Below are 26,998 nucleotides of genomic sequence, written 5' to 3' on the forward strand. Positions count from 1 at the left end.
GGGCGAGAGAATTTTGGCACCCTCTCGGCCGCCTCTGCCCCATGGCAGAAGCTCTTTCCAAGCCGAATTTTCCTCGTCCCTGAAGTCCGCGACGCGCGGTAGAGGTTTCCGGCCCGATCATCGCCTTGAGATTACTGCAGTTCGCGGCGGGCAAGGGGGCCTTCAATAGGCTCGACGTATTTGCCGAATTCGGGATCAACCTTCGCCGCGGCCGGCAGCTCGAGCGGATTGCGAGCGCGAAGGCGCGGAGAAAAGAGCAGGTCGGATTTCGGAAACGCCCGCTAGATCAGCCGTAGCGGCTGAAAAATTGCGACTTGGACCCACTATCATTTTGACCCCCTGCCTCCGCGTGGGCATGATGGAAACGAGAACAGCGCGTTCGGCACTTCTCTGATCCGCCACCAGCGACAGTGGGTTGGAATATTGCCATGGAGCAGGAGCGGCCGGTTCGTCTTGAACGCAGGCTATCAGCGATAATGGCCGCTGACGTGGCGGGCTATTCGCGGCTAATGCACCATGACGAAGAAGCAACCCACTCCAAATTGACAAGTCTCCTTGCCGAAGGGGTCGCGCCTGCCATCTCCGAACACGGAGGCCGGATCGTGAAGAACACCGGCGATGGGTTCTTGGCAGAGTTTCCAAGCGCGGTCGAAGCGGTTCGCGCCGCAGTGCAGTTTCAGACTCGCATCAGGGAGCTTACCGCCGCCGATGCGGAAGAACGACGAATTGCCTTTCGCGTCGGCATCAATGTAGGCGATGTGATTGTCGAACCGCATGATGTTTTTGGTGACGGCGTCAATATCGCGGCACGGCTAGAGAGTATCGCTGACCCCGGCGGAATCTGCATTTCCTCGTCTGCCTACGATCACATCAGGGGCAAGGTCGGCATTGAGTTTGCAAATTGTGGAGAGCAGACTTTCAAGAATATTGATCTTCCGATCCAAACCTATGCCGCCCTCCTAGATGGCCTCTACCCCCAAAGACCCGTTGGCGCGAAGGTGCCCCGCTCACCGCCCCGCCTCTCCATTGTCGTGCTGCCTTTCGCCAATCTTAGCGGCGACCCCTTGCAGGATTATTTCGTCGATGGCGTGACCGAGAGCCTGACCACCGACCTGTCGCGCATCAGTGGATCGCTCGTGATCGGCCGCCACACTGCATATACCTACAAAGGCAAGCCGATCGACCTGAAGCAGATTGGCCGCGACCTTGACGTTCGCTACGTGCTCGAAGGGTCCGTACAGCGCAGCGGAGACCGCTTTCGAGTGAATGTCCAACTGGTCGACACTGAAACAGGAAGCCACCTCTGGGCGGACCGCTTTGACAAACCCCTAGCCGATCTCTTCGAGATGCAGGACGAAATTGTGTCGAGATTGGCCAACGCGCTTAATGCCCAACTTATCGCTGCGGAGGCACGGCGGGCGGAACGCTCATTGCAACCGAGCGCGTTGGACTTTTATTTCCAAGGAATGGCCCTTTGGAACAAGAGTTGGACTTCTCCTCACCTGAGGCAGGCTCGAAGCTTCTTTGAGCGGGCCTTGGGACTTGAGCCGGATAACGTTGAGGCATTGGTAGGGATCGCGCTGGTCGATGCGGCAATGGCTAGCGTTGTTTTCGCTGATGACCCTTGCCGATATTTCGCGGCGTCAGAGGCGGCTTCAATGAAAGCGCTTTCGTTAGACCCGCAACACGCTCTCGCTCACATGGCTTTAGGCGTCGTGCAAGTATGTACGCAGCGCGCGGAGAAAGGAGTTGCCGAATGCGAGCGCGCACTGGCTCTGAACCGAAATTTGGCGGAGGCTCATGCTCTCTTTGGCGTCGCAAAAATGCTTCTCGGTCACCCAGAAGAAATGGAGGGATACGTACGAGATGCATTGCGCCTGTCTCCACGTGACGACGGCGCACATCGGTGGCTGTGCTGCGTTGGCTTAGCCAAATTATGCCTCGGAGCCGAGGGCGAGGCGATTGAGTGGTTACGGCGAAGCATAAAGGCCAACCCAAACTACCCCGTTGCCCATTTTGTATCAGCAGCGGTTCTAGCCCTCATCGGAAAGATGGATGATGCGGTGGCAGCCAAGCGAGACGGACTTGCACTGGATCCCGCTTTCGCCATTCGTCGCCTGAAGAATGTTTGGCTTTCGGACGATCCTACATTCCGCGCAGGAAGCAGGCGCCTCGTAAAGGGCCTGCACATGGCTGGAGTTCCGGAATAGTTGTGATGCCAGTCGCGCCTCTCGAGCAGCCGAGGCCGCCGCGATCAGGGCGGGCCGAAAGGCCATACCAAGCAGATCAAGCTGGCATCAGCGGGTGCGTATCCTGAGCCTCTACACGATCATGAAATTCGATGCGTGCAATTGGCTGATCGCGGTATCAACGAAGTCAATGGACCCTGCGTTAGAACCGCTCCCCAGCGCGAGCAGGGTCCCGCCGTGTCCATCGCTCCTAAGCGCGCTCATGATGTCGGCGACGGAGTGATAATCGCCCACACCGTTCGCAAGAGCGACGATTCCGAGCGTGTCATTGCCAAATCCGGAGATCGTATCGACCTGGCTGCTGGAATTGACGGAGACGGTCAGACCCGTGCCGTGATCGATGATGTCGACATGGGCCGGGCCATTGATGATCGCCTGATTGCCAAACCCGGCAAAGTTAAACTGGTCTGACCCGCCATTGACCGTAATGACGTCCTGGCCAATTTGGTTTGTCACATTTGCCTGGGACCCGTTGAGCACCACGTGATTGGCAGCTCCGCCAAGCATGATTGTATCGTGGCCCGCGCCAGCAACGACGTTGTCCGATCCGCTGCCGGCTATGATCGTGTTCGTTCCCGAGCCGACGGTGATCTGGTTTCCCATCCCGCCGAGATTCACGGTATTGTTGCCGTCACCGAGAGTAACGCTGTTGGCGCCATCTCCACCCGCAACGACATCATTGCCATTCCCCAGCATGACCGTGTTGCCATATCCAGAGAGCGTCACCCGGTCGTTGCCGTTGCCGGCGGTCGTTTGGCTTGCACCGTCACCGGGATGGACAATATCGTTGCCGTTACCCAGCGTGATGACGTTCCCGTATCCGCTGGCGTCGATGGTGTCATTGCCGTTACCGAGCGCAATCGTCGTGGCGCCTGTCGATCCCGTCACCGTAACATTGCCGTTGCCGCCGGTGACGTGGTTGACGATCCCCTGCAGATAGACGGCGCTGTCGCCGCTCGGCACATCAACCGTACCGTATAATCCGGCGTAGATCGTGTCGCTGCCGCCATTGCCGTGGATGGTATTGAACATGCCATAGGCGTGGATGATGTCGTTGCCCGTCGTACCCTGAATGATCGCATAACCGGAGGCCGGGCCGTCGATCGTCGTGGTACCGGCTTGATGCGTGTCCGTGACAGAGGTGTTGGTGTCGCTGACGGTCAAGCCGACGCTGCTTGTGTCGCTCAGAGTGAACGTGGTCGTTACGCTGCCATCTCCGTGCGGCGAGGCTACAAACGTGAGGGCGTGCAACTCGGCGGTCAGGTTGGCAGCGCTGGTTGCCGCCAGCTCGTAGGTTCCGTTTCCAAGCGAGATCAGTCCTGACCCGGACAGGATGCCAGCCGCACCTGCGAGCGTGATGATCAGGCTGTCCGTTGCCGCTGCGTTTGGATCCGTGATCGTTACGGTCGCGAATGGATTGATAGCAGCTTGGTTGCTGGTCGCTTGTCCCGATACGGCTCCAGCGATGGCCGGCAAGGCCGCGGCTGTCAGCAGAATGCCGCCGGAGCTGTCTTTCGCGATGCCGAAGCGCGTGACCGAAGTATCCGCCAGTGTAAAGGTCTCGCTGGCCGCACCGTTGCTGACCGTGAGCTTCGAGCCGGATACAGTCACCGTTGCGCCGCTCGTATAGGACAGCCCGGACAGGTCGATCTGGTCACCGAGCGCGATGCCCTTGATCTGGCTTGCAAAGGCCGATGAGCCCGAAACCAGCTTCTGCTCGATCTTGAGCGTGCCTTGGCCAGAGAAGGTGATCGTGTCATCGGAAATCGCGCCGGCCTTGAGATCAAGCGTGCCGCCGGCGATCGTGGTCGCGCCGGCAATGCCACCGGCTTCGACGAGTTCTGTGGCTCCACGAAGAACCGTCGAAGCGTTCGCGGTGCCCTGATCGAGCACATCAAGCGTGCCGCCGTTCAGGATAGTGGAGGTGACGATGCCGCCGTCCGAGACAGAGACGCTTCCTGAGTTGAGGACTGTCCCGCTCGCCGCGCTGGCGTCGACCGCCGGTGCACTCGGGTCGTTCGTAGGGTCTGCAACGGATCCCGAAACCGTCATCACGCCACCATTGATGGTGGCTTTCTTGGCGATCCCCGCCCCGAACAGGTGCAATTGGCCGCCGCTGCCGACAACGGCAAAATCGACTTCGCTTCTGAAGACGATGCCGTACGGGCCTCCGGGAGGATAATAGATCGTCTCTCCCGAAGCGTTGATGACACCACCCGAGTTGACGACAGTGCCGCTGGCAAAGCCCCCATTGGTGAGATTCTGGACACCCCCGGCATTGACGGTGGTTGACGTCACGATGCCGGTATCGACGTCCTGCTCGGCGCCATTGTTGACAGTGGTGTGATCGGCCCGCCCTGGACCCGGCGCATCGTGCAGGTAAATGCCGGCGACACGTTGGATACCGCCCGTGTTGATCGTGGTGTAGCTCGCGGTGGATGCAAGCCCGACATTCTGCTCGCCGCCATTGATGACCGTGTTGCTGGCGGTGGCCCCTAAGTCGTAGTTGCCCAGGATCTGCTTACCGCCCGCTGATATCGTCGTGTTCGTGGCCGTACCGAACACCTTGAACAAGATGCCGTCCGATACGGTGAAGCCGTTTTCCGTGTAGCCATAGTCGGCAACAAACGTTGCGCCACTCTGGAAGGTCGTGATGGACAGCGTCGCGCCAGCTTCAGCGATGAGCGTTGCGCCCGCGGAAATGACGCTGTTACTGAGCACACCACCGTCCAGGACGGCCAGCGTCACGCTCTTCGGGACAGTGAATCCGTTTTCAATCGTGCCGTTGCCGATCTGCAATGTGCTGCCGGCGTTGAAGACCGTGCCCGAAAAATCGGCGTTACCAAGCACGACAAGCCCGCCGTACTGATTGACGGTCGTGTTGATCGCCGTCGCGCCCGCGGACAGCACCATCGTTCCGTAATTGATCGTCGTGCCCGTTGCCGTGCCACCTGCATCGACATTCAGCGTGCCGAAGTTCTGGAGTATCGTGCCCGACACCAACGCTCCGTCCGACACCGTCAATGTTCCAAAACCTTCAACGATGGTGCCGGTCGCCATGCTGGCGTCGACGGCCGGCTGGCCGGGGACATTGGCGAACGGATCCGGGATCGATCCCGAGACAGTCATGACGCCGCCGTTGACGATGGCGTTCACTGCGGTCCCGCCGCCAGTGACGTCGAGCTCGCCCTGGTAGTTGATGGTTGCAACGGTCGCCACGCTTCGGATCACCGGCTCCGGGTACACGGGCGCCGTTTCCACAGTTTCACCCGAAACCCTGAGAACACCGCCAGAATTGACGATGGTGCCGCTGGCGCTGCCGCCATTCGTCACGTTCTGAACGCCACCGGAATTGACGGTCGTCGTCGTTGCGATGCCCGTGTCGACGTCCTGCTCGCCGCCGCCATTGATCGTGGTGTGATCGACCTCGCCCGGGGTTGGACCTTCATGGATATATTCGCCCGTGACACGCTGGACGCCGCCCGCGTTGATGGTCGTGTAGCTGGCGACGCCGTCAAAGACGACGTCCTGTTCTCCGCCGTTGATGACAGTGTGGGTTGCCGTGCTCGTTGCGAAGGATCCGCCGACCGTCTGCAAGGCGCCGGCCAGGATCGTCGTGCTATCGACGGAGATGCCGCCACTGACATCCATCGTGTCGCCGTCATGGAGCGTCATGCCACTGGCGGGAGGAATAACCGTCATACGAATGCTCCGCGTTCGGTGCTTGGAAAATCAAACGAGCAAAGCAAAATCATGCGACGACCATTCAACCTAAAACTGCGCTAGCTGAGAATGCCTGTCAAGCAGACCCTATTTTTCAATGAAGATTTTGAACGGCGTCTTGCGCGTTCTCTGCTGACAATGCCGTGACGTGCGCGCGCGCGAGTATTGCCGGATGAATTTATCAGCAGCGTAACGAAAATTACGGCGACCACGCGCATTCAAGATTTGCGCGAGGCATCCGCGTGAGAAGCCGATCATAGCGCATCGAAAGTTCCGTTATCGTTCCGCGCTACGCTGGCCACTCTCGGAGCCTCTACGCAGCGGCAACAGGCTATCATCGCGATGCGTGGCGGCATCTGCCGCAATGTTTCCCTCGCACCGGCTCTGCCGCAACGATGATCGGCAACCCAAGCTTCCTGGAGAGCTCATCGGCAACGATGCGCAACAAGATATCGACGGGAGCCGCCCGGCACAAAGCCAGTCGCGCTTACTCTGGTCCGGGGCTTACTTCGCCTTCCCCGCCAGCCACTCCCGCCCCTCGCCGTAGAGCTTCTCGACCTCGGCACCGGTGAGGCCCGGCATGTCGCGCTTCACCTTGTAGCCGATCAGCTCCTGCATGTAGGCGAGATGGCGGTAGCCTTCGGGCAGCGCGGCGAGCGCTTGCTGGTCGAGGCGGAGCGTCGCGGCGGGATCGACCGGGTCGATCCGGTCCTTCTCGTAGATCGGCTGGCGGCGGACGATGCCCCATTTTCCCTGCCGCTTCTCCAGGAAATCGTAGAAGCGCCCGGTGCAGACGACGTCGCAGAGCACGTCGTGCACCAAAGCGCGCTGCGAGATGGTCATCTTGGTCTGCGCAATGGCGTGCTCGCCGGACAGATCGATGCTGGTGCCGCCGAGGAAATGCAGGATGCACACGCCCTTTGCGAACCCCTCCTGGCTGACGCGGATGAAATCCCGCGCCGGCCCCTGAAACCAGGTGGCGGACATCCAGCCTTCCTCGTGCCAGACGGTCGCAAACCGCTCCCAGTCGCCGGCATCCCGCCAGACCGCCCAGTTTTCGACGAGGTCGCGGATGGCGAGACGATCGAGGAGTTGCGGGTCCATGGTACGTCTCTCCGGGCGGCTTGAGGCTGCGATGGATGTCATCGGCCCGACGTATCAACGGGGCAATTGGGTTGCCGTCAAGCGCCCGATGCTTCACCACCGTTCGAATTGCCCACAGCGAGAGAAACGCGATACGAGCAACGAGCCTTGCGATCAACCTGGCCGCGACTAATATCCGCACCGATGCAGATGAAATTCCCTTTATTGGCCGCGTTTCTCGGATTACTCGCGGTTTCCCCCACACACGCGCAAACAGATTTGCAGACCGAACGCGCGACGGCCTGGAAGGCAAGACTGTCGGCGCACATAGCCGGCTACCGTCAATTTCCGGCTGAAGCACTGGGGCAAACCGGCGAGGCCAGGGTCACATTCGTCATCGACCGGTCCGGCAGGTTGATCTCACAGGCTCTGGCCGTAAGCACCGGCTCTCGGCCACTCGACGTTGCCGCGCTGCAGATCGTCGCTCGTGCCCAACCGTTTCCGGCGCCGCCTTCGGAGCTCAAGGATGAGTCACTCACGTTGACAGTGCCGATTGTCTTCAATGGCCGTCAATTCCAGCTGCAACCTTCCGGGCTAGTGCTGAGCAGGCCCGGTCCTGTGCTCACGGAGGAGGATGCCATGGCCGCCTGGCGGAAGGTGGCCACCGAACATGTCTGGCGTCACAGGGTGTTTCCTTCGGAGGCGATGGGTCAGATAGGCAATGCTGGCGTCACATTCGTGATCGACCGCTCGGGCAAATTGATCTCGCACGCTTTGGTGGAAAGCACAGGCTCCCCGCCCCTGGATGCAGCAGCTCTCAAAATGGTGGAGCGAAGCGAACCATTCCCGAAGCCGCCTCCCGAGGCCAAGGACGACCTCCAGCGGATTACCATCTTCATGACTCTCGACGGCGTGCAACGCTTGGTCGAGCCCGGGCCGTGGGCGGACGAGGCCAAATTGAAGGCCAAGATCAACAGCGTCTGCCGAGGTTGTTGAACAGGGTATCGGCAAACAAAAAACGGCGCGCCTTGCGACGCACCGTCTTCTTGTTCGATACAGGTCTTCTTACGCCGCCGGCGCCTTGGGCGTGCGGTTGCGCGAGTTGCGCTGGAAGAACAGCGCCTGGCTTGCCACCGCCGACACCATCGCCGGCTGGAACGGCTTCGAGATCAGGAACGCGGGCTCCGGGCGCTCGCCGGTGAGGAAGCGCTCCGGGTAGGCGGTGATGAACACCACCGGCACCTCGAAGGTACGCAGCAATTCGTTGACCGCGTCGAGCCCCGACGAGCCGTCAGCGAGCTGGATGTCGGCGAGGATCAGGCCCGGCCGCCTGTTCTTGGCCAGCGCCACGGCATCGGCATGCGTGCGCGCGACGCCGACGACGTTGTGGCCGAGATTCTTCACCAGGCTCTCGAGGTCCATGGCGATGAAGGTCTCGTCCTCGATGATCAGCACGTCGGTGGCGATCTCCGCCGCCATCTCGCGCCCCGCGGCGTCCGCGAGCCGCCGTGTCTCGGCGACATCGGTGCTGAGGATGAAGGCGACCTCCTCTTCCGAAAATCCCTCGAGCGAAAGCAGCAGGAAGGCCTGCCGCGGCAGCGGCGTGATGTTCGACAGCCGCCGCTCCGGCGGCATCGGCAGGGTGGTCACCTCGGCGTCGTCGTTGACGGAGACGGAATTCCAGATCTGGGTGAACAGCCGGAACAGGCCCGCGCGCGGGCCATGGCTTTCGTCGAGCACGGCGGGATCACCGAGCATGGCTTCCAACATGGCTGCGACATAGGCGTCGCCGGAAGCCTGGCTGCCCGTCAGGGCGCGTGCATACCGGCGCAACAACGGCAAGTGTTCAGCGACAAGCTGTGAACGGGACATCCCCACTCCATTCATCTTCGGACCGACCTTAGAGAAGACTTTAGAGACATCACGAGGGGAGGCCCGGGTTCCCCTGCTGGGGCTGACTACGCCTCAGGGTAAGAAAAGTTCCGCAGCCGGCGGAACTTTTTCTCGAACCTGGAATTGTGCCTATCCAGGGAACGGCTCCCGGTTGAGGAAACTTCTCGAATTTACAGTCACTTAACTCGGGGAAACGTGGAACAGGTCATGAAAGATCTCAAGTCTCAAGCCAGCAAAAGCACGACCCCCGGCAAGGGAGGGCTCACTCCGGAGATCCAATCCCGGATCGGGCATCAGCTCCGCGCCATGTACGACGACGTCGTACGGCAGGGGGTTCCAGATCGGTTCGCAGAACTGATCAAGAAGCTTGATGCGCCGGGAGCGACATCCCAAGTGGGAAATGAGGGCGGATCCAACGACAACAACAATGGGAGGGATTAATGCCTCTCACGGACTCCCTGCGTAACGACATCCTCGCGGCCGTGCCAAGTCTGCGCGCGTTCGCGATCTCGCTCAGCGGCAACGCCGACCGCGCCGACGATCTGGTGCAGGAAACGCTGTTGCGCGCGCTTGCCAACATCGACTCGTTCCAGCCCGGCTCCAACCTGCCGGCCTGGCTGTTCACGATCCTGCGCAATCTGTTCCGCTCCGACTATCGCAAGCGGCGGCGCGAGGTCGAGGACGCCGAGGGCAATTATGCGAAGACGCTGAAGACTCAGCCCTCGCAGAACGCGCATCTCGAGTTCGAGGAGTTTCGCACCGCGCTCGAGAAGCTTCCGCAGGACCAGCGCGAAGCGCTGATCCTGGTCGGCGCGTCCGGCTTCTCCTATGAGGACGCGGCCTCGATCTGCGGCTGTGCGGTCGGCACGATCAAGAGCCGGGTCAACCGGGCGCGCTCGAAGCTCGCCGCGCTGCTCTATGTCGACGGCGCCGAGGATTTCGGGCCCGACGAGACCGTGCGCGCCGTGATCGGCGGCAGCGGCGGATAGCGGCACGCGTCAACCGGACTGAGACGACAAGCATGAAGGCGGCCGTTTCCGCGGCCGCCTTGATGCGCGCGTGAGTATCGGGCGTGCCGCTCGATCACTCGTCCACGAATGTCACGGTGTCAGCGACGCTCGCCCGCGAGGTGCGGTAGCTGTTGACCTTGTGGGCGTGGTCCGCATAGCCGAACGAGATGCCGCAGACGACGCGGCGGTCATCGGGCAGATTGAAGTGACGGCGGATCAGGCCGGAGTGGCGCGCCAGCGCCGCCTGCGGAATCGTGCCGAGCCCGAGCGCCTGGGCGGCCAGCATGAAATTGGAGACATAGGCACCGCAATCGATCGCGCCGTAGATGCCGAGCGGCTCGTTGGTGTGGATGACTGCGACATGCGGCGCGCCGAAGAAATTGTAGTTCTCCAGCGCCTGCCTGGCGTAGCCGCTTCTGTCGCCGCGGGGAATCCCGAGCGTGTTGTAGAGCTGAAAGCCGCTCTCACGGCGGCGATCGAGATAGACGCCGACATATTCGCGCGGCGGGGTGAAATCGTAATCGTCGCCGAGTCCGCTGGAGGCTTCCTTGTAGATCAGCCGGCGAAAGCGCTCCTTGGCCTCGCCGCTGGCGATGATGACCTGCCAGGGCTGGCTGTTGCACCAGGACGCGGTGCGCTGCGCGGTGGTCAGCACGTGCTCGATGGTGGCGCGATCGACCTCTTTGGGAAGGAAAGCGCGGACGGAGTAGCGCTCGTTGAGCAGCTCTTCGAGCACGCCGATGCGGTTATTCTGATTCACTTTTGCGTCCATTGATCAGCTCGCATTGTTCTCTTCGTAGGGTGGGCAAAGGCGCCATAGCGCCGCGCCCACCAACAGACCTACCTCGGCGCACCTGCATATGGTGGGCACGCTTCGCTTTGCCCACCCTACGATACTAGCGTCCCTTGGTCGGGATCTTGTTATACGGCACGTCCTTGTCGACGCGGATGTCGCCCGGCAGGCCCAGCACGCGCTCCGCGATGATGTTGCGCAGGATCTCGTCAGTGCCGCCGGCAATGCGCATCGAGGGCGAGGACAGCAGCATCTGCTGGAACTGGCCCTGCACCGTCTCCTCATCGCTGCCCGTGAGAACGGCGGCCGCACCCTGGAGGTCCATGGCGTAGGTCGCGATGTCCTGGAGCATCATGCCCGAGACCAGCTTGCCGATCGAGTTCTCCGGACCCGGCTGCTCGCCTTTCGACAGCGCCGAGATCGCGCGGTAGCTGGTATATTTCAGCCCGCTCGACTTCACCGCCCAGCTCGCAAGCTTCGAGCGCACCGCGGGATCGTCGATGGCAAGCCCGTCCTCCAGCATCAGGTTCGAGCAGAACTCGAACATCTCAGGCACGCCGGTCGCGAGCCGCGAGCCGATCGACATGCGCTCGTTCATCAGCGTGGTCAGCGACACGCTCCAGCCCTCGCCGACGGCGCCGAGCCGCTGGCTGTCTGATATCACCACGTCGGTGAAATAGACCTCGTTGAACTCCTGCATGCCGTTGGCCTGCTTGATCGGCCGCACCTCGACGCCCGGGCTCTTCATGTCCAGGAAGAACATGGTGAGGCCCTTGTGCTTGGGTACGCTCGGATCGGTGCGCGCGATCAGAAGACCGAAGTCGGAATAATGCGCGCCCGAGGTCCAGATCTTCTGGCCGTTGACGACCCAATTGTCGCCCTTCTTCTCCGCACGCGTGCGCAAGCCCGCAACGTCAGAGCCGGCCGAGGGTTCAGAGAACAGCTGGCACCAGATCTCCTCGCCCGAGGCGAGCTTCGGCAGATGGCGACGCTTGGCGTCCTCGCTGCCCCAGGCCATCACGGTCGGCCCGCACATGCCTTCGCCGATCTGGAACGGCTGCGTCAGCTTGCCGTAGACGCCCTCCTCCTGCTGCCAGATCACGCGCTCGATCGGCGTGGCGCCGCGGCCGCCATATTCCTTCGGCCAGTGCAGGCAGGCCCAATTGCCCTCGAACTTCTTCTTCTGCCAGGCCTTGCCGACATCGACGATGTCGTGCTTCGCAAGCCGGATGCGACCAAGCGAGGATTTTGACAGCTCGGCATGCAGCTCCTTCGGCGCGTTGGCCTCGACCCATTGGCGCGCAGTCTCGCGGAATGCGGCTTCCTGCGGGGTATCGTCGAAATTCATGGCGGACCTCTAACCTCTTCCCTTCGTCGGGATCTTGTTGAACGGCACGTCCTTGTCGACCCGGATGTCGCCCGGCAGGCCCAGCACCCGCTCGGCGATGATGTTGCGCATGATCTCGTCGGTGCCGCCTTCGACACGGGTGCCCGGCGCACGCAGCAGCATGGCCTGGAAACGGCCGGCGAGTTCGGCATCCTCGGGGCCGCTGAGGACACCGCTCGCGCCCTGCAAGTCCAGCGCGTAGGTCGCGACGTCCTGGATCATCGAGCCCGCCACCAGCTTGCCGATCGAATTTTCCGGCCCCGGCCGCTCGCCCTTCGACAGCGCCGAGATCGCGCGCATGCTGGTGTAGCGCAGCCCGCTCGCCTTCACCGCCCAGTTCGCCAGCTTCGAGCGCACGGCGCGATCCTCGATCGCCGGACCGTTGTCCAGCATCAGGCTGGAGCAATAGTCGAACAACTCAGGGAAACCGGTCGAGACGCCCGCGCCGATCGACATGCGCTCGTTCATCAGCGTGGTCAGCGAGACGTTCCATCCGTCATTGACCTCGCCGAGGCGCTGATGGTCGGGAATCCGCACGTTGGTGAAATAGACCTCGTTGAAATCGGAGGCGCCGCTCGCCTGCTTGATCGGCCTGACCTCGACGCCCGGGCTCTTCATGTCCAGGAAGAACATGGTGAGACCCTTGTGCTTGGGCACGGTCGGATCGGTGCGGGTGAGCAGGATGCCGTAATCGGAATAATGCGCGCCTGATGTCCAGATCTTCTGGCCGTTGATGACCCATTCATCGCCGTCCTTCTCCGCCCGCGTGCGCAGGCCCGCGACGTCGGAGCCGCCGGCGGGCTCGGAGAACAGCTGGCACCAGACCTTTTCGCCGGAGGCGAGCGGCGGCAGATAGCTGCGCTTGTGCTCCTCGCGTGCGAACGCCATCATGGTCGGCCCGCACATGCCGTGGCCGATGATGAACATATGGGAGAGTTTTCCGAACGGGCCCTCTTCCTGCTGCCAGATCACGCGCTCGATCGGCGAGGCGCCGCGGCCGCCATACTCCTTCGGCCAGTGCAGGCAGGCCCAGCCGGCATCGGCCTTCTTCTTCTGCCAGGCCTTCGCGACCTCGAGAATGTTGGCGTTCTTGAGCTGGGTGCGGCCGAGCGAGGATTTGCGCAGCTCTTCCTCGTACTGCTTCGGCGCATTCGCCGATATCCAGGCACGCGCGGTGGCGCGGAATTCGGCTTCCTGGGGGGTGTCGTCGAAGTTCATGGTGCTGTTCTCTCTGTCATTCCGGGGCGCGCGCAGCGCGAACCCGGAATCTCGATGCTATTCACTCATCTCCGGATTCCGGGTTCGCCGCGTTGCGGCGCCCCGGAATGACGACAACATCAAGCCGCGTTCTTCTTGCGCATGCGGTCGATCAGCTGGTCTTCCCAATAGGACAGGCTGCCGAGGGCCAGCGCCATCGCGTTGGCGCGGCGGTAGTACATGTGGCAGTCGAACTCCCAGGTGAAACCCATGCCGCCGTGCACCTGGATGTTGTTCTTGGCGCAGTGCTGGAACGCCTGCGTGGCGCTGATGCGGGCGGCGGCGGCGGCTTCCGGCAATTCGGATGCATTGGTCGAAAGCGCCCAGGCGCCGTAATAGCTGTTCGAACGCGCCAGCGTCGCCGAGACATACATGTCGGCCAGCATGTGCTTGACCGCCTGGAACGAGCCGATCTGGCGGCCGAAGGCGATGCGGTCGAGCGCGTAGTCGCGGCCCATCTCCAGCGCGCGGTCGGAGCCGCCAACCTGCTCGAAGGCGCACAGCACGGCGGCACGGTCGAGCACCTGGGTGAGGATGCTCCAGCCCTCGCCGGCAGCGCCCAGCGGCTCGGCCTTGCAGTCCTTGAAAGTGATCTCCGCCTGGCCACGAGTCGGATCGAGGTTGGTCAGGCCTTTCACCTCGACGCCGTCGCCCTTGAGATCGACCAGGAATAGCGAGATGTCGCTCTCACGCCCGCTCGAACCCGTGCGAGCTGCAACGACGGCGAAGTCGGCGATCGCGCCATCGGCCACAGGCTTCTTGACGCCGTTAAGCACGCCATTCGCAGCAGCGAGCTTGATGGCCTTCGGCGACGGATTGCCCTTGCCCTCGAACAGCGCCAGCGTCCCGATCGCCTCGCCCGAGGCAATTGCCGGCAGCCATTTTTTCTTCTGCGCGTCGCTGCCGGCGATCAGCAGTGCTTCGGCGGCGAGATAAACGGTCGAGGAGAACGGCACCGGCGCGTTGGCCCGGCCCATCTCTTCCGCGATCACGCAAAGCTCGAGATGGCCGGCGCCGGCGCCGCCGAATTCCTCGGGGATTGCGACGCCGAGAAATCCCATCTCGGCAAGCCCCTTCCACAGCTCCTTGTCGTAGGGCGCCTTGCCGTCGAGCACGACGCGCACCGCCTTGGGCGGGCATTTTTCGGTGAGGAATTTGCGCGCCTGATCGCGAAGCTGCTTCTGGTCGTCGGAGAAGTCGAAGTTCATGGCGGGCTACCTTTGTTTATTCGTTGTCATTTATTGCCGTCATTCCGGGGCGCGCGGAGCGCGAGCCCGGAATCCATATCCACCAGCCGGGGTTATGGATTCCGGGCCTGCGCCTCTCGGCGCATCCCGGAATGACGAATGGAGAGAGGAGTGTTTCATCGCAGCACGACCACATCCTGATCCGGCTTGTCCGCATAGAGCCGCTCCACCAGCGCGGCGCGGCGCTCCAGGCCAGCGCGCTGGTTGATGTAACCCTTGTCGGTCAGCTCATTGCCGTCGATCGAGGGCGGCTCGACCATCAGCATGGCGCGCGCGATGATGCGGCTGCTGGCGCCTTCGCACTCCTTGTTGTGCGTCTCCAGACCGCGCCTGAAGCAGGCGATCACCTCGGGATGCTTCACGGCATCCTCAAAGCTGAGATCGGGATTGCCGACGAGCTGGCGGCAGGCATGCAGGTTCGGCCAGGCGAGCAGGCCGATGAAGGCGCGATCCTGCCCCGCAACCAGCGCGTCATGCACGACAGGCGTCGTGGCTGCGATGGTGTCGGTGCGGAGCGAGCCGACATGGACGAACGTGCCGGTGGTGAGCTTGAAGTCTTCGACGACGCGCCCGGCGAAGATGATGCCCTTCACCGGATCGGCATCGTCGACAAAAATGCCGGCATCGCCGATGCAGTAGAAGCCTTCCTCGTCGAACATCTTCCTGGTCAGCTCCGGCTGGCCGAAATAGCCGGGCGTGACGTTGACGCCGCGCAGACGCAGCTCGTATTTCGAGCCGCACGGCACCATCTTCAATTCGACGCCGGGGAACGGCAGGCCGATCAGGCCGACGCGCTCGGTGTCCCAATAGGTGCCGGTCGAGGTCGGCGCAGTCTCGGTCGAGCCCCAGCCGGTGTAGAACACGATCCGTTCGCCGGTGGTCTTCACCGCGAGGTCCTGCATGCGGTCGTAGAGATCATCAGGCAGCCGCGCGCCGCCATAGGCCATGATCGACAGGTTCTTGAAGAAGGAGCGGCAGAGCGCATCGTCCTTCTCCATGGCAGCGGCAAGCGCGGCGTAGCCGGCCGGCACGTTGGCGTAATAGGTCGGCGAGATCTCGCGCAGATTGCGCAGCGTCTCCTCGAACTGGCCCGGCATCGGCCGGCCGTCGTCGATATAGAGCGTGCCGCCATCGACCAGAATGGGATGGAACGCCGCATTGCCGCCCATCGTGTGGTTCCACGGCATCCAGTCCAGCATGGTCGAGATCGGACCGCCCGGATCGCGCGGCCGCACCTGCATCATCATCGCCGCATTGGCGCACATCATCGCTTGCGTGTTGATGACGGCTTTTGGCATGCCGGTCGAACCTGACGTGAACAGCAGCTTGCCGACGGTGTCGGGCGTGATCCTGGCAATCGACTCCTCGACGGCGGCGGTCACCGGCGTTGCCGCAAGCTCGGCAAAGCTGACGCTCTTGATACCCTCGCAGGGCCGCAAGACGTGAACGACGGTGACGCCGGTGAGGTCGATCGCCCTCAGTGCCTTCTCGAAGGTCGGGCCGTCCTGCACCATCACCACGGCCGGCTTGATCAGGTCGAACAAATATTTCAGCTTGACGTGATCGTGGCTCATCAACGAATAGGCCGGCGACACGGGAGCCGCCGGAACGCGCGTCTGCATCGCGGCCTGCGTCATCAGCGCATGCTCGATCGAGTTGCCGGACAGGATCGTGACCGGGCGGCCATCGAGACCGAGATTGAGCAGGCCTTGCGTCAGTGCATCCACGGTGCGCTTGGCTTCGCCGTAAGAGACCTTCCGCCATTCGCGGTTCGGTCCGCCGCGCTGGGCGAGCCAGATGCGCTCGGGTGCTTGCGTCGCCCATTTCGCCAACGAGGCCGGGATGTGCTTCTCGTAAGGTTGCAGCGGAATGCGCGACTTCAGCACCACCGTGCCGTCGCCGCGGCGCTCGACGTCGATGTCGCGTGCCAGCCACTCGACCTTGCGAAAGGCGGGCTTCGTCATCACCGCCGCCGCGCTGCCACTCATTTTGCGTCTCCCGGAATTACTGTCCTTTGCGGATCTTCGTCGTTCAGCGCCTGATATAGACAGGCTTTCGCTTCTCAAGGAAGGCCCTGATGCCTTCCGAAAATTCCTCGGATCGGCTGCACAGGACCTGATTGCGGTCCTCCATCGCGATCGCGGCTTCCAGCGATCCGGCATCGACGCTCATGTTGAGACATTCTTTCGAGAGGCGAAGCCCCACGGGCGAGGCCGTGATCATCGCATCGATGTAAGGCTCGGCAGCGTCATCGAGCTTGTCTTCGTCTACGACCTCTGAGACGAGACCGACCGCGAGCGCCCGCTCGGCGCCGATGAAGCGTCCCGTGAGGATCAGCTCGGAGGCGACGGAGACACCGACGAGGCGCGGCAGGAAATAGCTGGTGCCGATGTCGCAGCCGCCGAGGCCGAGCTTGATGAAGGCGCAGTTCATCCGCGCCGATTTCGTCGCGACCCGGATGTCGGAGGCGAGCGCCAGCGCAAAGCCGCCGCCCGCCGCCGCGCCCTGCACCAGCGCCAGGATCGGCTGCGGACAGCGCCGCATCAGCATCACGATGTCGGCAATGCGGCGCTGCGAGTCCAGCGACTCGGTGACGCCGGGCGGCTCCTGCTGCCCGGCACGGCGCGCCATCGCGGCCTTGAGATCGAGGCCCGCGCAAAAATTCTTGCCGGCGCCCTTCAGCACCACCACGCGCGTATCGCGGTTGCGCTGCAGCCCCTGGAAGTAGGCGTTGAGCGCATCGATCAGCGCTGGATCGAGCGCGTTGAGGCTGTCAGGACGATTGAGCGTCACCCGGTCGACGCCGTCGTTGTGCTCGATCAGCAGCGGTTGGGACATGCGCGATCTCCTTCATCCGCAACGATGGTGCCGATTGCTGCGCCCTCTCCCCTTGTGGGAGAGGGCATGTACGTCGCTCGACGCGCATTCGCTCGGGTGAGGGGTCTGCCTCCACAGATGAGATCGCGGAGCGAACCCTTCATCCGTCGCGCTACGCGCGCCACCTTCTCCCACAAGGGGAGAAGGGAAGAGAGCTCTACCGCGGCGCCATGCGGATGGCGCCGTCGAGGCGGATGGTCTCGCCGTTGAGCATCGGGTTCTCGACGATGTGCACCGCGAGCATGCCGTATTCATTGGCATCGCCGAGGCGCGCGGGATGCGGCACCTGGGCGCCCAGGCTCTTGCGGGCCTCTTCGTTCAAGCCCATCAACAGCGGCGTCAAGAACAGGCCGGGCGCGATGGTGTTGACGCGGATCTTCTGACTGGCGAGGTCGCGCGCGGCTGGCAGCGTGAGACCGACGACACCGCCCTTGGAGGCCGCATAGGCGATCTGGCCGATCTGACCTTCATAGGCGGCAACAGAAGCGGTGTTGACGATGACGCCGCGCTCTTCGCCGATCGGCTCGGCGGTGACGAGGCGCTCGGCGAACAGCCGCAGGCAGTTGAAGGTGCCGATCAGGTTGACGTTGATGATGCGCGCGAACTTTTCCAAGGGATAGACGCCGTCGCGGCCGACGATGCGCTGCGAGCCGCCGATGCCGGCGCAGTTCATCAGCACGCGGGCGATGCCATGGGCGGCTTCCGCCTTGGCGATCGCCGCCTTGATCTGCTCCTCGCTGGTGACGTCGGCATGCAGCGCGACGCCCTTCACTTCGGCCGCAACCTTCTCGGCGTTTTCCTTGCTCTGGTCGATCACGCCGATCTTGGCGCCCTTGGCGGCCATGGCGCGCGCGGTCGCGGCACCCAGGCCCGAACCACCGCCGGTGATGAGAACGGCTACGTCTTTCAACTGCATCGTGAGCTACCTTTCCTCTACCTTTTCCTTGGGCGTTTCTTCTCTGGACTTGAAGCGTTCGGCCGGATCATCCGGCCGCGGCAGCTTCCCCTACGTTGGTGAGGATGCCGCCGCAGATCAGCGTTTCCATGTGCTTGATGTATTGCCGGCAGACTTCGTCGGTGACCGGGCCGACGCCGGTCGCGCGGGACATCGCGTGCCGGCCGAAGAACAGATGATCGCAGGCGCCGATCAGGCTGGTGTAGAACAGCACCGGATCGGTCTGGCGGAATTCGCCGCTGCTGACGCCTTCGGCGAGCAGGCGGCGATGAAAATCCAGCAGCGGCGCGACGAAGAATTTCGAGACTTCGTCGGCAGAGCCGGCAACGCTCTCGTGCAGGAGATAGTGGATCAGCCGATTCATGTAGGGGAACCGGTGATAGGCGCGGATGATGCCGCCGATATGCAGCTTCAGCTTCGCGGTCGGCGTGATCGGCTGCGCCAGCAGATATTCGAGATTGGACAGCTCCGTCCCCGCATCGCGCTCGAGCAGCGCCAGCAGCAGGCCGTCCTTGTTGCCGAAGTGATATTTGACCAGCGCGGCGTTGGCGCCCGACTTCTGGGCGATGTCGGAGAGCGAAATCTCGATCGAGGAACGTTCGATCATCAGCTCGCTTGCGGCCACGAGCAATTTCTCTGCCGTGGAATTCTTTCCGCTGGGGAGCTTGGTCGGTACGCTGGTAGCCACGGAGTTCCCTGTTCTCGCCGCTTGAGGCGGGGCGCAGATAAGCCCAAGTAGCGCCTCATCACAAGAGTTAATTGATCGATTGACTAAATGATGCCGCACCCTTTTAATCCGCCCCGACAACCCAACCCGATCCAGAAAAATCCAGGGAGAAACCGAAATGGCCGAGGCTTACATCGTCGCCGCTGCGCGTACCGCGGGCGGGCGCAAGGGGGGCCGCCTCGCCGGCTGGCATCCGGCCGATCTCGCCGCAAAAGTGCTGGACGAGTTGGTCGATCGCGCCAAGGTCGACCCGGCCTTGGTCGAGGACGTGATCATGGGCTGCGTGATGCAGGTCGGCGAACAGTCCAACAATGTCGCGCGCAATGCGATCATGGCCTCGAAGCTGCCGGAGAGCGTGCCGGGCACCTCGATCGACCGCCAGTGCGGCTCCTCGCAGCAGGCGTTGCACTTCGCAGCCCAAGCCGTGATGTCCGGCACGATGGACGTCGTGATCGCGGCCGGCGTGGAATCGATGACGCGCGTGCCGATGGGCCTGTCATCGCAGCTCCCGGCCAAGAACGGATTTGGCAATTACAAGAGCCCGGGCATCGAGGCGAGGTATCCGAACATCGTGTTCAGCCAGTTCACCGGCGCCGAGATGATGGCCGAGAAGTACGGCTTGTCGAAGAATGAGCTCGACGAATACTCCTACAACAGCCATCAGCGCGCGATCGCGGCGACGCAAGCCGGTCACTTCAAGAAGGAGATCGTGCCGCTCGAGATCACCCGCGCCGACGGCTCCAAGGATACCCACCACATCGACGAGGGCATCCGCTTCGACGCCACGCTCGAAGGCATCAAGGGCGTCAAGCTGATCGCCGAGAACGGCAAGCTTTCCGCGGCCAGCGCCAGCCAGATCTGCGACGGCGCTTCCGGCGTCATGGTGGTGAACGAGCGCGGCCTGAAGCAGCTCGGCGTCAAGCCGCTCGCGCGCATCCATCACATGACCATGACCGGCGGCGATCCCGTGATCATGCTCGACGCGCCGCTACACGCCACCAAGCGCGCGCTGGAGAAGGCCGGCATGACGATCGGCGACATCGACCTGTTCGAGGTCAACGAGGCCTTCGCCTCGGTGCCGACCGCCTGGCTCAAGACCACCGGCGCCGATCCGGAGCGTCTCAACGTCAATGGCGGGGCCATCGCGCTCGGCCATCCGCTCGGCGGCTCCGGCACCAAGCTGATGACCACGCTGATCCACGCGCTGCACCAGCGCGGCAAGCGCTACGGCCTGCAGACCATGTGCGAAGGCGGCGGCATGGCCAATGTGACGATCGTGGAGCGGCTGTAAGCTGCTTCGACACAGACGGTGTCGTCCCGGACAAGCGCGCCTAAAGCGCGCGCCGATCCGGGATCCATAGCCACAGAAGGCTGTGGTTATGCCGCGCTGGAGCTCCATCTCGTTTCAACAACCGAGGCCTGTGGTTATGGATCCCGGCCTTCGCCGGGATGACACCTTTCTTGTTGAGAGACCTACGCTCATGACCCACCCCTCCATCCACGCCCGCGCCACGCCGAACAAGATCGCTTACCAGATGGCGGGCACCGGCAAGGCGATCACCTATCGCGAACTCGACGAGCTCTCGAACCAGGGCGCACACCTGTTCCGCTCGCTCGGCCTGAAGGCCGGCGATCACATCGCACTGTTGATGGAGAACCGGCTTGCCTTCATGGAGCTCTGCTGGGCCGCGCAGCGCAGCGGGCTCTATTACACCGCGATCAGCCGTTACCTGAAGCAGGACGAGATCGACTACATCATCGCCGATTGCGGCGCCAAGGTCGTGATCACCACGCCGAAATGCGCCGACCAGATCAAGGCCCTGATCAAGGGCACGCCCGGCGAGCCGGTCTTCTACATGATGGACGAACCGCTGCCCGGCTTCCGCTCCTACGACAAGGAAGCCGCCGCGCAGCCGACGACGCCGATCTCCGACGAGGTCGCCGGCTACGACATGCTGTATTCGTCCGGCACCACCGGCCGGCCCAAGGGAATCAAGAAGGCGTTCGAGGGCAACAAGATCGACGTGCCGAACGCCTTCTTGCGCGTGCTCTGCGCCGACATGTGCGGCATGAATGCGGCGAGCACGTACCTCTCGCCGGCGCCGCTCTATCACGCGGCGCCCCTGCGCTTCAACATGATGGCGATCGTGCTCGGCGGCACCTCCATCATCATGGAGCATTTCGACGCCGAAGAATTCTTGAAGCTGGTCGAAAAGTATGAGGTCACGCAGTCGCAGCTTGTGCCGACCATGTTCGTGCGGATGCTCAAGCTGCCGGACGAGGTACGCTACCGGTACAACGTCTCGACGCTCAAGGGCGCAATCCACGCCGCAGCCCCCTGCCCGGTCGACGTCAAAGCCAAAATGATCGAATGGTGGGGACCGATCCTGATCGAGTATTACGCCGGCTCGGAAGGCAACGGCGTCACCGTCTGCAACTCGCAGCAATGGCTGGAGCATCGCGGCAGCGTCGGCCGCGCCGTGGTCGGCAAGATCAAGATTCTCGACGAAAACGACGAGGAGCAACCGACCGGCGAAATCGGCACGGTCTATTTCGCCGACGCGCCTGCTTTCGCCTATCACAACGACCCCGAGAAGACGAAGAAGGCCTACAATGCCAAGGGCTGGTCGACGCTCGGTGACGTCGGCTATCTCGACAAGGACGGCTTCCTGTTTCTCACCGACCGCAAGTCCTACATGATCATTTCCGGCGGGGTGAACATCTACCCGCAGGAGACCGAGGACGTGCTCATCACCCACCCCGATGTCGCCGACGTCGCCGTGTTCGGCGTGCCGAACGAGGAGATGGGCGAGGAGGTGAAGGCGGTGGTGCAGCCGCACGACATGACGCGTGCGGGCAAGGCGCTCGAGGCCGACCTGATCGCGTTCTGCAAGGGTCGCCTCTCCGCGATCAAGTGCCCGCGTTCGATCGATTTCGAGGCGGAGCTGCCGCGCACGCCGACGGGCAAGCTGGTGAAGCGGCATTTGCGCGACAGGTATTGGCCGAAGACAACAGCGAAGATCTAGCGCTCTCTCTTCCCCTCCCCCTCCCGGGAGGGTGGCGGCATCCTCAATCAAACAGGCTCGGCGTGTGGTTCACCAGCGCGCCTTCGATCTCGAGCATCTTCAGTTTGGTGACCACGCCGCCATTGGCCGAGAAGCCGCCGGGCTTGTTGCCGGCCGCCAGCACGCGGTGGCAGGGCACGACGATCGGGCACGGGTTGCGGCCGAGCGCCTGGCCGACGTCGCGCGACAGCTGGACGCCACCGAGCTGCTTGGCAATGTCGCCATAGGTGATGGTCTTGCCGGGCGGGATGGTACGGGCGATCTCGTAGACGCCGCGGTTGAAGTCGGGCACGCCGTCGAGATCGAGCGGGATGTCGGTGAGGTCATCCGGCTCGCCTGCGAGCAGATTTGTGATGCGGTCGATCGCCTGCTGCACCTCGGCGGTCGGCTCGGCTTCGCTGGCATCAGCGTGGCGCTGACTGATGCGGGTGCGGATCTTCTGCTCGCCGCCCATCGGCAGCTGCGTGCCGTTGATGCCGCGCGGGCCCCAGGCGACGGCGCAGAGGCCGATCCTGGTATCGAACAGGGCAAAATGCTGGTCGGTCATGGCTTGGTTCCTGGCTGCGTCCTCAACGCATGCCCCCAATGTGAACTCTGACCAAATCTAGGCTTGGAAATAGTTGCGATCCACCCGGTTTCCGGGAATCTTGCACAGGAGTTCCACTATCTCGCGAGCCCGGAATGCAAAGCCTCCACGTCAATGGTTACGACATGGCCTATATAGACGTGGGTGAAGACCGAGGCCGGCCCCCGCTGGTCTGCGTGCACGGCTCGCTCAATGACTTCCGCGTCTGGGGCTGCGTGCTCGGGCCGCTGACGCAGCGGCATCGGGTGATCGCCGTCAGCTTGCGCCATTTCTTCCCCGACCGCTGGGACGGCGTCGGCGATACCTATTCGATCGCCCAGCATGTCCAGGACGTCATCGCCTTCATCGAGAAGCTCGACGTCGGCCCGGTCGATCTGATGGGCCATTCCCGCGGCGGACACATCTGCTTTCGCGTGGCGCAGGCGCGCCCCGATCTGTTGCGGCGGCTGATCCTGGCCGAGCCCGGCGGAGAGCTCGATGCGAGCCTCGATCCCGATTATGCCGGCGGGCCCTCGCCGCTCTTGGCGCGATTCACGGCCTCGGCGGAGAAGATCGCGGCGGGCGATGTCGACGGCGGCCTCGCCGTGTTCGTCGACACGCTGGAGGGCGCCGGCACCTGGCCGCGGCTGCCGGCGATGGTGAAGCAGAATCTGCGCGACAACGCCATGACGTTGATCGGCCAGGTCCGCGACAACCGCCCGCCCTTCTCGAAGGCGGATGCGGAATCGGTTCTGATGCCGACGCTGTTCATCCTGGGCGCGCGGACCAAGGGCCTGCTGCCGAAGGTGCTGCATGCGCTGGCCGCGCACGTGCCCTACTCCAAGACAGCGATCATCCCGAACGCGACGCATCCGATGTTCGAGCAGGCGCCGCAGAAATACTCCGAAGTCGTTCTGGATTTCCTGGCGAGCTGACCATGCAGAGCTTTCGCGTCAACGGTTACGACATGGCCTATCTCGAAGTCGGGGATGGTCCGCCGCTGGTCTGCGTGCATGGCACGCTCGGCGATTTCCGCACCTGGTATTCGGTGCTCGGCCCGCTGTCGAAGAGCCATCGGGTGATCTCGGTCAGCCTGCGGCATTTCTTTCCCGAGCATTGGGACGCCGGCGGCGACGACTACAGGATGGCGCAGCACGTCGCCGACGTGATCGCCTTCATCGAGCAGGTCAGGCCCGCACCCGTCAACCTGATGGGCCATTCGCGCGGCGGCCACATCGCGTTCCGCGTCGCGCAGGCGCGGCCTGATCTGTTGCGCAAGCTGGTGCTGGCCGAGCCCGGCGGCGATCTGGATGCCAGCCTGCCGGTGCCCGAAGGCACGCCCGCGTACCCGCCGCTCGCGGCGCGCACGGCGCGCTCGGTCGAGATGATCCGCGCCGGCGACATCGAGGGCGCGCTGCAGAATTTCTACGAGGGCATCGAAGGCGACGGCTCCTGGCGCCGCGTGCCGGCGGCGGCCAAGCAGCAATTGCGCGACAATACGCTCACCTTCCTCGGCCAGATCAACGAGCAGCGCCGGCCCTACACGCTCGCGGATGCGCAGGCGATCAGGACGCCGACGCTCCTGATCGGCGGCGGCGCGACGACGGGAAGCCTGTCGGTGATGTGGCGCGTGCTGGCGGAGCACATCGCAGGAGCCAGGACGGCGGTGATCGCGAATGCCGGCCACTGGATGTTCGAGCAGGCGCCGCTGGAGTATGGCGAGGAGGTGAACAGGTTCCTGGCGGAGTAGCTGCTTGTTCGCCTCTCCCCGCAAGCGGGGCGAGGGAGTGCACGGCTGGTGCCTCCCTCACTTGCACTCACGCCACCTTCCACACGCCGACCGGCATCTTGATCGTCGCGTTGAGGCGGTTCCAGACGTTGATGGTCGCGATCGAGAGGATCAGCGTTGCAAGCTCGCGCTCGTCGAAATGCTTGGCGGCCTCATTCCAGATCGTGTCGGACACCGGATCCTCACGGTCGGCGAGACGGGTGACCGCCTCGGTCAGAGCCAGCGCGGCGCGCTCGGCTTCGCTGAAATAAGGCGCGTCGCGCCAGGCCGAGACGGCGAACAGGCGCTCGTCGGTCTCGCCGGCCTTGCGGGCGATCTTCGGGTGCATGTCGACGCAGACGCTGCAACCATTGATCTGGCTGGCGCGCAGGTGCACCAGTTCCAGGAGCTTTTCCGGCAGGCCCTGTTTGGTCAAATTGCCGAGAGATTGCAGAACATTCATGGCCTCGGGCAGGACCATGACGGGGTGATTCATGCGGGCGTGCATCGTTGTCGTCTCCATCTGTCGAATTTCGAAGGTTCCGGTCACATTGGCCGGATTGGCTTCGTCATGGGCATGACGGATCGCGATGAGGGAATGTGACTGATGACCCAAAAAAACTTTGAAGAAGATTTTCTCAGCCAGCAGTTCGAGGCCAACAGGGATCATTTGCGCGCGGTCGCCTACCGGATGCTGGGTTCCCGCGGCGAGATCGACGATGCCGTGCAGGAGGCCTGGCTGCGGCTCAGCCGGAGCGATACGTCCGATGTCGCGAATCTGCGGGGCTGGCTGACCACCGTGGTCGCGCGCATCTGCCTCGACATGCTGCGCGCACGAAAGTCGCGCCGGGAGGACCCGATGGGCCCGCATGTGCCGGAGCCGGTCGACGAGACGCGGGAGCGCGAAGCGGAGATGGCCGATTCCGTCGGCGCGGCACTCCTGATCGTGCTGGAAACATTGCAGCCGGCCGAGCGGCTCGCCTTCGTGCTGCATGACATGTTCGCGGTGCCCTTCGAAGAGATAGCGCCGATCGTCGGGCGCTCCGTCGATGCTTCGCGCCAGCTTGCCAGCCGTGCGCGGCGGCGCGTGCAGGGCGCGCCGGTGCCCGAGACGGACCTGTCGCGTCAACGCAAGATCGTCGATGCCTTCCTCGCGGCTTCGCGCGAAGGCAATTTCGAGGGGCTGCTCGCCGTGCTCGATCCCGACGTCGTCTTTCGCGCCGACCAGGCCGCGGTGCGGCTCGGTACGCTGCCGGAGATCCGCGGCGCGGATGCGGTCGCGAAGCTCTACAAGGGCCGCGCCCAGGCCGCGCGCACGGCACTGGTCGATGGCGAGATCGGTGTTGCGGTCATCCTCGGCGGGCAATTGCGCATCGCGCTGCGCGTGACCTTCAGCGGCGACCGGATCGCGGCGATCGAGGCGGTGGCCGATGCAGAAGCGATCGCGGCGCTCGAGGTGGAGGTGCTCGAACGCTAGGCCGGCCGGATGCTGATCGAGCAGGGCAAGAAGAAGTAGGCGCCCAGCCGGGTAAGGCCGTTATCGCGAAAACAACCCCATGCACAGTAGGTGGCCCTAATGATATCAATCGTTTAGCAGCCCCCCACAACGGCGGCTGACGCCGCGTCGGGACGCGCTTGACGCCTTCCGCCCCCCGACGTACCTTCGAACACGGAATTCCGTATTCCATCTAAGTGCTGTTGGAGCCGCCGGCGTGATCCCTCTCGACCCGCTCCCGAACCTGATCGACCAGGTCTATGCCCGGATCCTGGAGGCGATCTCCGATCGCACGTTGCAGCCCGGCCAGCGCATCCGGCAGAACGAGCTCGCCGACAAGCTCGGCGTGTCGCGCCAGCCGGTGTCGCATGCGCTGCATCTGCTGCATCGGCAGGGCCTCGTCGCCGAAAGCGGCCGGCGCGGCTTTGAGGTCACCCAGCTCGATCCCGCGCGTATCCGCCAGCTCTACGAGGTGCGCGGCGCCATTGATGCGCTGGCCGCGCGGCTCGCCGCGACGCGCGCCGCAAGCGACGCGGCAGGACGCGCGCGGCTCGAGGTGGCGCTCGCCGCCGGGCGCCGCATCGATCGCAAGACGCCGCTTGCCGAGCTCATCACACTCGACGTCGATTTTCATCGCGCGATCTATCAGCTCGCCGGCAATCCCGTGATCGAGGAGACCATCGCGCCGCAATGGCCGCACATGCGCCGCTCGATGGCGACCGTGCTGTCGGAGCTCGACTATCGCGACAGCGCCTGGGCCGAGCATGCCGACATCGCAGCTCACATTCTCGCAGGCGACGCGAAGGCCGCCGAACGCGCCGCGCTGGCGCATGCGCAGACGGCGGGACGGATGACCGAGGAGAGGTTGCGGGCGACGGACGAGGCGGCGGCGTAGCTAAACGCT

23 protein-coding genes are annotated in these 26,998 nt (G+C 63.5%); 10 read left to right on the forward strand and 13 right to left on the reverse strand.

The window, feature by feature from the left end; translation table 11 throughout:
* Window positions 1–428 precede the first annotated feature (428 nt).
* Window positions 429–2,210, forward strand: a complete 1,782-nt coding sequence (locus WN73_RS10220) for an adenylate/guanylate cyclase domain-containing protein (protein WP_028173825.1) — start codon at window positions 429–431, stop codon at window positions 2,208–2,210.
* A 111-nt stretch (window positions 2,211–2,321) separates the two neighbouring features.
* Here the strand turns inward: WN73_RS10220 and WN73_RS10225 are convergent, their stop codons facing one another.
* Both WN73_RS10225 and WN73_RS10230 read right to left on the reverse strand, forming a co-directional pair.
* Window positions 2,322–5,951, reverse strand: coding sequence for a hypothetical protein (locus tag WN73_RS10225; protein ID WP_028173824.1), 3,630 nt, complete (start codon window positions 5,949–5,951; stop codon window positions 2,322–2,324).
* A gap of 525 nt (window positions 5,952–6,476) precedes the next feature.
* Window positions 6,477–7,076, reverse strand: coding sequence for a nuclear transport factor 2 family protein (locus tag WN73_RS10230; protein WP_271552605.1), 600 nt, complete (start codon window positions 7,074–7,076; stop codon window positions 6,477–6,479).
* Window positions 7,077–7,259: 183 nt separating this feature from the next.
* Between WN73_RS10230 and WN73_RS10235 the strand changes: the two genes are divergently transcribed.
* Window positions 7,260–8,051 (forward strand): energy transducer TonB family protein, encoded by a 792-nt coding sequence (locus tag WN73_RS10235; protein ID WP_028173822.1) that lies wholly within the window; start codon window positions 7,260–7,262, stop codon window positions 8,049–8,051.
* 69 nt (window positions 8,052–8,120) lie between these two features.
* Here the strand turns inward: WN73_RS10235 and WN73_RS10240 are convergent, their stop codons facing one another.
* Window positions 8,121–8,927, reverse strand: coding sequence for a response regulator (locus WN73_RS10240; RefSeq protein ID WP_028173821.1), 807 nt, complete (start codon window positions 8,925–8,927; stop codon window positions 8,121–8,123).
* A gap of 228 nt (window positions 8,928–9,155) precedes the next feature.
* Between WN73_RS10240 and WN73_RS10245 the strand changes: the two genes are divergently transcribed.
* Both WN73_RS10245 and WN73_RS10250 read left to right on the forward strand, forming a co-directional pair.
* Window positions 9,156–9,389 (forward strand): NepR family anti-sigma factor, encoded by a 234-nt coding sequence (locus tag WN73_RS10245; RefSeq protein ID WP_028173820.1) that lies wholly within the window; start codon window positions 9,156–9,158, stop codon window positions 9,387–9,389.
* Window positions 9,389–9,937 (forward strand): sigma-70 family RNA polymerase sigma factor, encoded by a 549-nt coding sequence (locus WN73_RS10250; RefSeq protein WP_011090521.1) that lies wholly within the window; start codon window positions 9,389–9,391, stop codon window positions 9,935–9,937. Before WN73_RS10245 ends, WN73_RS10250 begins: the two co-directional genes overlap by 1 nt.
* Window positions 9,938–10,031: 94 nt before the next feature.
* Here WN73_RS10250 and WN73_RS10255 read toward each other — a convergent pair whose 3' ends face one another.
* The 8 genes from WN73_RS10255 to WN73_RS10290 form a co-directional block, all read right to left on the reverse strand.
* Complete coding sequence (locus WN73_RS10255) at window positions 10,032–10,730, reverse strand: nitroreductase (protein WP_011090522.1); 699 nt, start codon at window positions 10,728–10,730, stop codon at window positions 10,032–10,034.
* A gap of 124 nt (window positions 10,731–10,854) precedes the next feature.
* Entirely contained in the window at window positions 10,855–12,099 is a 1,245-nt protein-coding gene (locus WN73_RS10260; RefSeq protein WP_028173819.1) for an acyl-CoA dehydrogenase, read from the reverse strand.
* A 9-nt stretch (window positions 12,100–12,108) separates the two neighbouring features.
* Window positions 12,109–13,356 carry an acyl-CoA dehydrogenase gene (locus WN73_RS10265; RefSeq protein ID WP_271552610.1) on the reverse strand — a complete coding sequence of 416 codons (1,248 nt, stop codon included), beginning with the start codon at window positions 13,354–13,356 and terminating at the stop codon, window positions 12,109–12,111.
* Window positions 13,357–13,475: 119 nt separating this feature from the next.
* Window positions 13,476–14,603: an acyl-CoA dehydrogenase family protein gene (locus WN73_RS10270; RefSeq protein WP_271552612.1), complete on the reverse strand. Its 1,128-nt coding sequence runs from the start codon at window positions 14,601–14,603 to the stop codon at window positions 13,476–13,478.
* A gap of 155 nt (window positions 14,604–14,758) precedes the next feature.
* Window positions 14,759–16,630 carry an AMP-binding protein gene (locus WN73_RS10275; protein WP_028173816.1) on the reverse strand — a complete coding sequence of 624 codons (1,872 nt, stop codon included), beginning with the start codon at window positions 16,628–16,630 and terminating at the stop codon, window positions 14,759–14,761.
* A 43-nt stretch (window positions 16,631–16,673) separates the two neighbouring features.
* Entirely contained in the window at window positions 16,674–17,480 is an 807-nt protein-coding gene (locus WN73_RS10280) for an enoyl-CoA hydratase/isomerase family protein (RefSeq protein ID WP_028173815.1), read from the reverse strand.
* A gap of 196 nt (window positions 17,481–17,676) precedes the next feature.
* On the reverse strand, window positions 17,677–18,435 hold the full coding sequence (locus tag WN73_RS10285) for an SDR family NAD(P)-dependent oxidoreductase (RefSeq protein WP_011090528.1): 759 nt from the start codon (window positions 18,433–18,435) through the stop codon (window positions 17,677–17,679).
* A gap of 67 nt (window positions 18,436–18,502) precedes the next feature.
* On the reverse strand, window positions 18,503–19,105 hold the full coding sequence (locus WN73_RS10290) for a TetR family transcriptional regulator (protein ID WP_028173814.1): 603 nt from the start codon (window positions 19,103–19,105) through the stop codon (window positions 18,503–18,505).
* A gap of 214 nt (window positions 19,106–19,319) precedes the next feature.
* On the opposite strand from WN73_RS10290, the gene WN73_RS10295 reads away from it, so the two are divergent.
* A complete protein-coding gene (locus tag WN73_RS10295) occupies window positions 19,320–20,492 on the forward strand; it encodes an acetyl-CoA C-acetyltransferase (RefSeq protein WP_028173813.1) in 1,173 nt (390 codons plus the stop codon).
* A 190-nt stretch (window positions 20,493–20,682) separates the two neighbouring features.
* Window positions 20,683–22,227 (forward strand): acyl-CoA synthetase, encoded by a 1,545-nt coding sequence (locus WN73_RS10300; RefSeq protein ID WP_028173812.1) that lies wholly within the window; start codon window positions 20,683–20,685, stop codon window positions 22,225–22,227.
* Window positions 22,228–22,270: 43 nt separating this feature from the next.
* Here WN73_RS10300 and WN73_RS10305 read toward each other — a convergent pair whose 3' ends face one another.
* Window positions 22,271–22,813 (reverse strand): methylated-DNA--[protein]-cysteine S-methyltransferase, encoded by a 543-nt coding sequence (locus tag WN73_RS10305; protein ID WP_011090532.1) that lies wholly within the window; start codon window positions 22,811–22,813, stop codon window positions 22,271–22,273.
* Window positions 22,814–22,947: 134 nt separating this feature from the next.
* On the opposite strand from WN73_RS10305, the gene WN73_RS10310 reads away from it, so the two are divergent.
* Window positions 22,948–23,766 carry an alpha/beta fold hydrolase gene (locus WN73_RS10310; RefSeq protein ID WP_028173811.1) on the forward strand — a complete coding sequence of 273 codons (819 nt, stop codon included), beginning with the start codon at window positions 22,948–22,950 and terminating at the stop codon, window positions 23,764–23,766.
* 2 nt (window positions 23,767–23,768) lie between these two features.
* Complete coding sequence (locus WN73_RS10315) at window positions 23,769–24,581, forward strand: alpha/beta fold hydrolase (RefSeq protein ID WP_028173810.1); 813 nt, start codon at window positions 23,769–23,771, stop codon at window positions 24,579–24,581.
* A gap of 67 nt (window positions 24,582–24,648) precedes the next feature.
* On the opposite strand, the gene WN73_RS10320 is transcribed toward WN73_RS10315, so the two are convergent.
* Window positions 24,649–25,107 (reverse strand): carboxymuconolactone decarboxylase family protein, encoded by a 459-nt coding sequence (locus tag WN73_RS10320; RefSeq protein ID WP_011090535.1) that lies wholly within the window; start codon window positions 25,105–25,107, stop codon window positions 24,649–24,651.
* Between the two features lie 99 nt (window positions 25,108–25,206).
* On the opposite strand from WN73_RS10320, the gene WN73_RS10325 reads away from it, so the two are divergent.
* Window positions 25,207–26,076, forward strand: a complete 870-nt coding sequence (locus WN73_RS10325; RefSeq protein WP_028173809.1) for a sigma-70 family RNA polymerase sigma factor — start codon at window positions 25,207–25,209, stop codon at window positions 26,074–26,076.
* A gap of 235 nt (window positions 26,077–26,311) precedes the next feature.
* Window positions 26,312–26,989 (forward strand): GntR family transcriptional regulator, encoded by a 678-nt coding sequence (locus tag WN73_RS10330; RefSeq protein ID WP_028173808.1) that lies wholly within the window; start codon window positions 26,312–26,314, stop codon window positions 26,987–26,989.
* The last annotated feature ends 9 nt before the right edge of the window (window positions 26,990–26,998 follow it).

This window comes from Bradyrhizobium sp. CCBAU 45394, from assembly GCF_028128655.1.
Lineage (GTDB): Bacteria > Pseudomonadota > Alphaproteobacteria > Rhizobiales > Xanthobacteraceae > Bradyrhizobium > Bradyrhizobium diazoefficiens.

Bases quoted from the DNA above. Each gene is read 5' to 3' on its own strand.
- WN73_RS10220 (WP_028173825.1), top strand. From the start codon at position 429: ATGGAGCAGGAGCGGCCGGTTCGTCTTGAACGCAGGCTATCAGCGATA.
- WN73_RS10225 (WP_028173824.1), bottom strand. From the start codon at position 5,951: ATGACGGTTATTCCTCCCGCCAGTGGCATGACGCTCCATGACGGCGAC.
- WN73_RS10230 (WP_271552605.1), bottom strand. From the start codon at position 7,076: ATGGACCCGCAACTCCTCGATCGTCTCGCCATCCGCGACCTCGTCGAA.
- WN73_RS10235 (WP_028173822.1), top strand. From the start codon at position 7,260: ATGCAGATGAAATTCCCTTTATTGGCCGCGTTTCTCGGATTACTCGCG.
- WN73_RS10240 (WP_028173821.1), bottom strand. From the start codon at position 8,927: ATGTCCCGTTCACAGCTTGTCGCTGAACACTTGCCGTTGTTGCGCCGG.
- WN73_RS10245 (WP_028173820.1), top strand. From the start codon at position 9,156: ATGAAAGATCTCAAGTCTCAAGCCAGCAAAAGCACGACCCCCGGCAAG.
- WN73_RS10250 (WP_011090521.1), top strand. From the start codon at position 9,389: ATGCCTCTCACGGACTCCCTGCGTAACGACATCCTCGCGGCCGTGCCA.
- WN73_RS10255 (WP_011090522.1), bottom strand. From the start codon at position 10,730: ATGGACGCAAAAGTGAATCAGAATAACCGCATCGGCGTGCTCGAAGAG.
- WN73_RS10260 (WP_028173819.1), bottom strand. From the start codon at position 12,099: ATGAATTTCGACGATACCCCGCAGGAAGCCGCATTCCGCGAGACTGCG.
- WN73_RS10265 (WP_271552610.1), bottom strand. From the start codon at position 13,356: ATGAACTTCGACGACACCCCCCAGGAAGCCGAATTCCGCGCCACCGCG.
- WN73_RS10270 (WP_271552612.1), bottom strand. From the start codon at position 14,603: ATGAACTTCGACTTCTCCGACGACCAGAAGCAGCTTCGCGATCAGGCG.
- WN73_RS10275 (WP_028173816.1), bottom strand. From the start codon at position 16,630: ATGAGTGGCAGCGCGGCGGCGGTGATGACGAAGCCCGCCTTTCGCAAG.
- WN73_RS10280 (WP_028173815.1), bottom strand. From the start codon at position 17,480: ATGTCCCAACCGCTGCTGATCGAGCACAACGACGGCGTCGACCGGGTG.
- WN73_RS10285 (WP_011090528.1), bottom strand. From the start codon at position 18,435: ATGCAGTTGAAAGACGTAGCCGTTCTCATCACCGGCGGTGGTTCGGGC.
- WN73_RS10295 (WP_028173813.1), top strand. From the start codon at position 19,320: ATGGCCGAGGCTTACATCGTCGCCGCTGCGCGTACCGCGGGCGGGCGC.
- WN73_RS10300 (WP_028173812.1), top strand. From the start codon at position 20,683: ATGACCCACCCCTCCATCCACGCCCGCGCCACGCCGAACAAGATCGCT.
- WN73_RS10305 (WP_011090532.1), bottom strand. From the start codon at position 22,813: ATGACCGACCAGCATTTTGCCCTGTTCGATACCAGGATCGGCCTCTGC.
- WN73_RS10310 (WP_028173811.1), top strand. From the start codon at position 22,948: ATGCAAAGCCTCCACGTCAATGGTTACGACATGGCCTATATAGACGTG.
- WN73_RS10315 (WP_028173810.1), top strand. From the start codon at position 23,769: ATGCAGAGCTTTCGCGTCAACGGTTACGACATGGCCTATCTCGAAGTC.
- WN73_RS10320 (WP_011090535.1), bottom strand. From the start codon at position 25,107: ATGCACGCCCGCATGAATCACCCCGTCATGGTCCTGCCCGAGGCCATG.
- WN73_RS10325 (WP_028173809.1), top strand. From the start codon at position 25,207: ATGACCCAAAAAAACTTTGAAGAAGATTTTCTCAGCCAGCAGTTCGAG.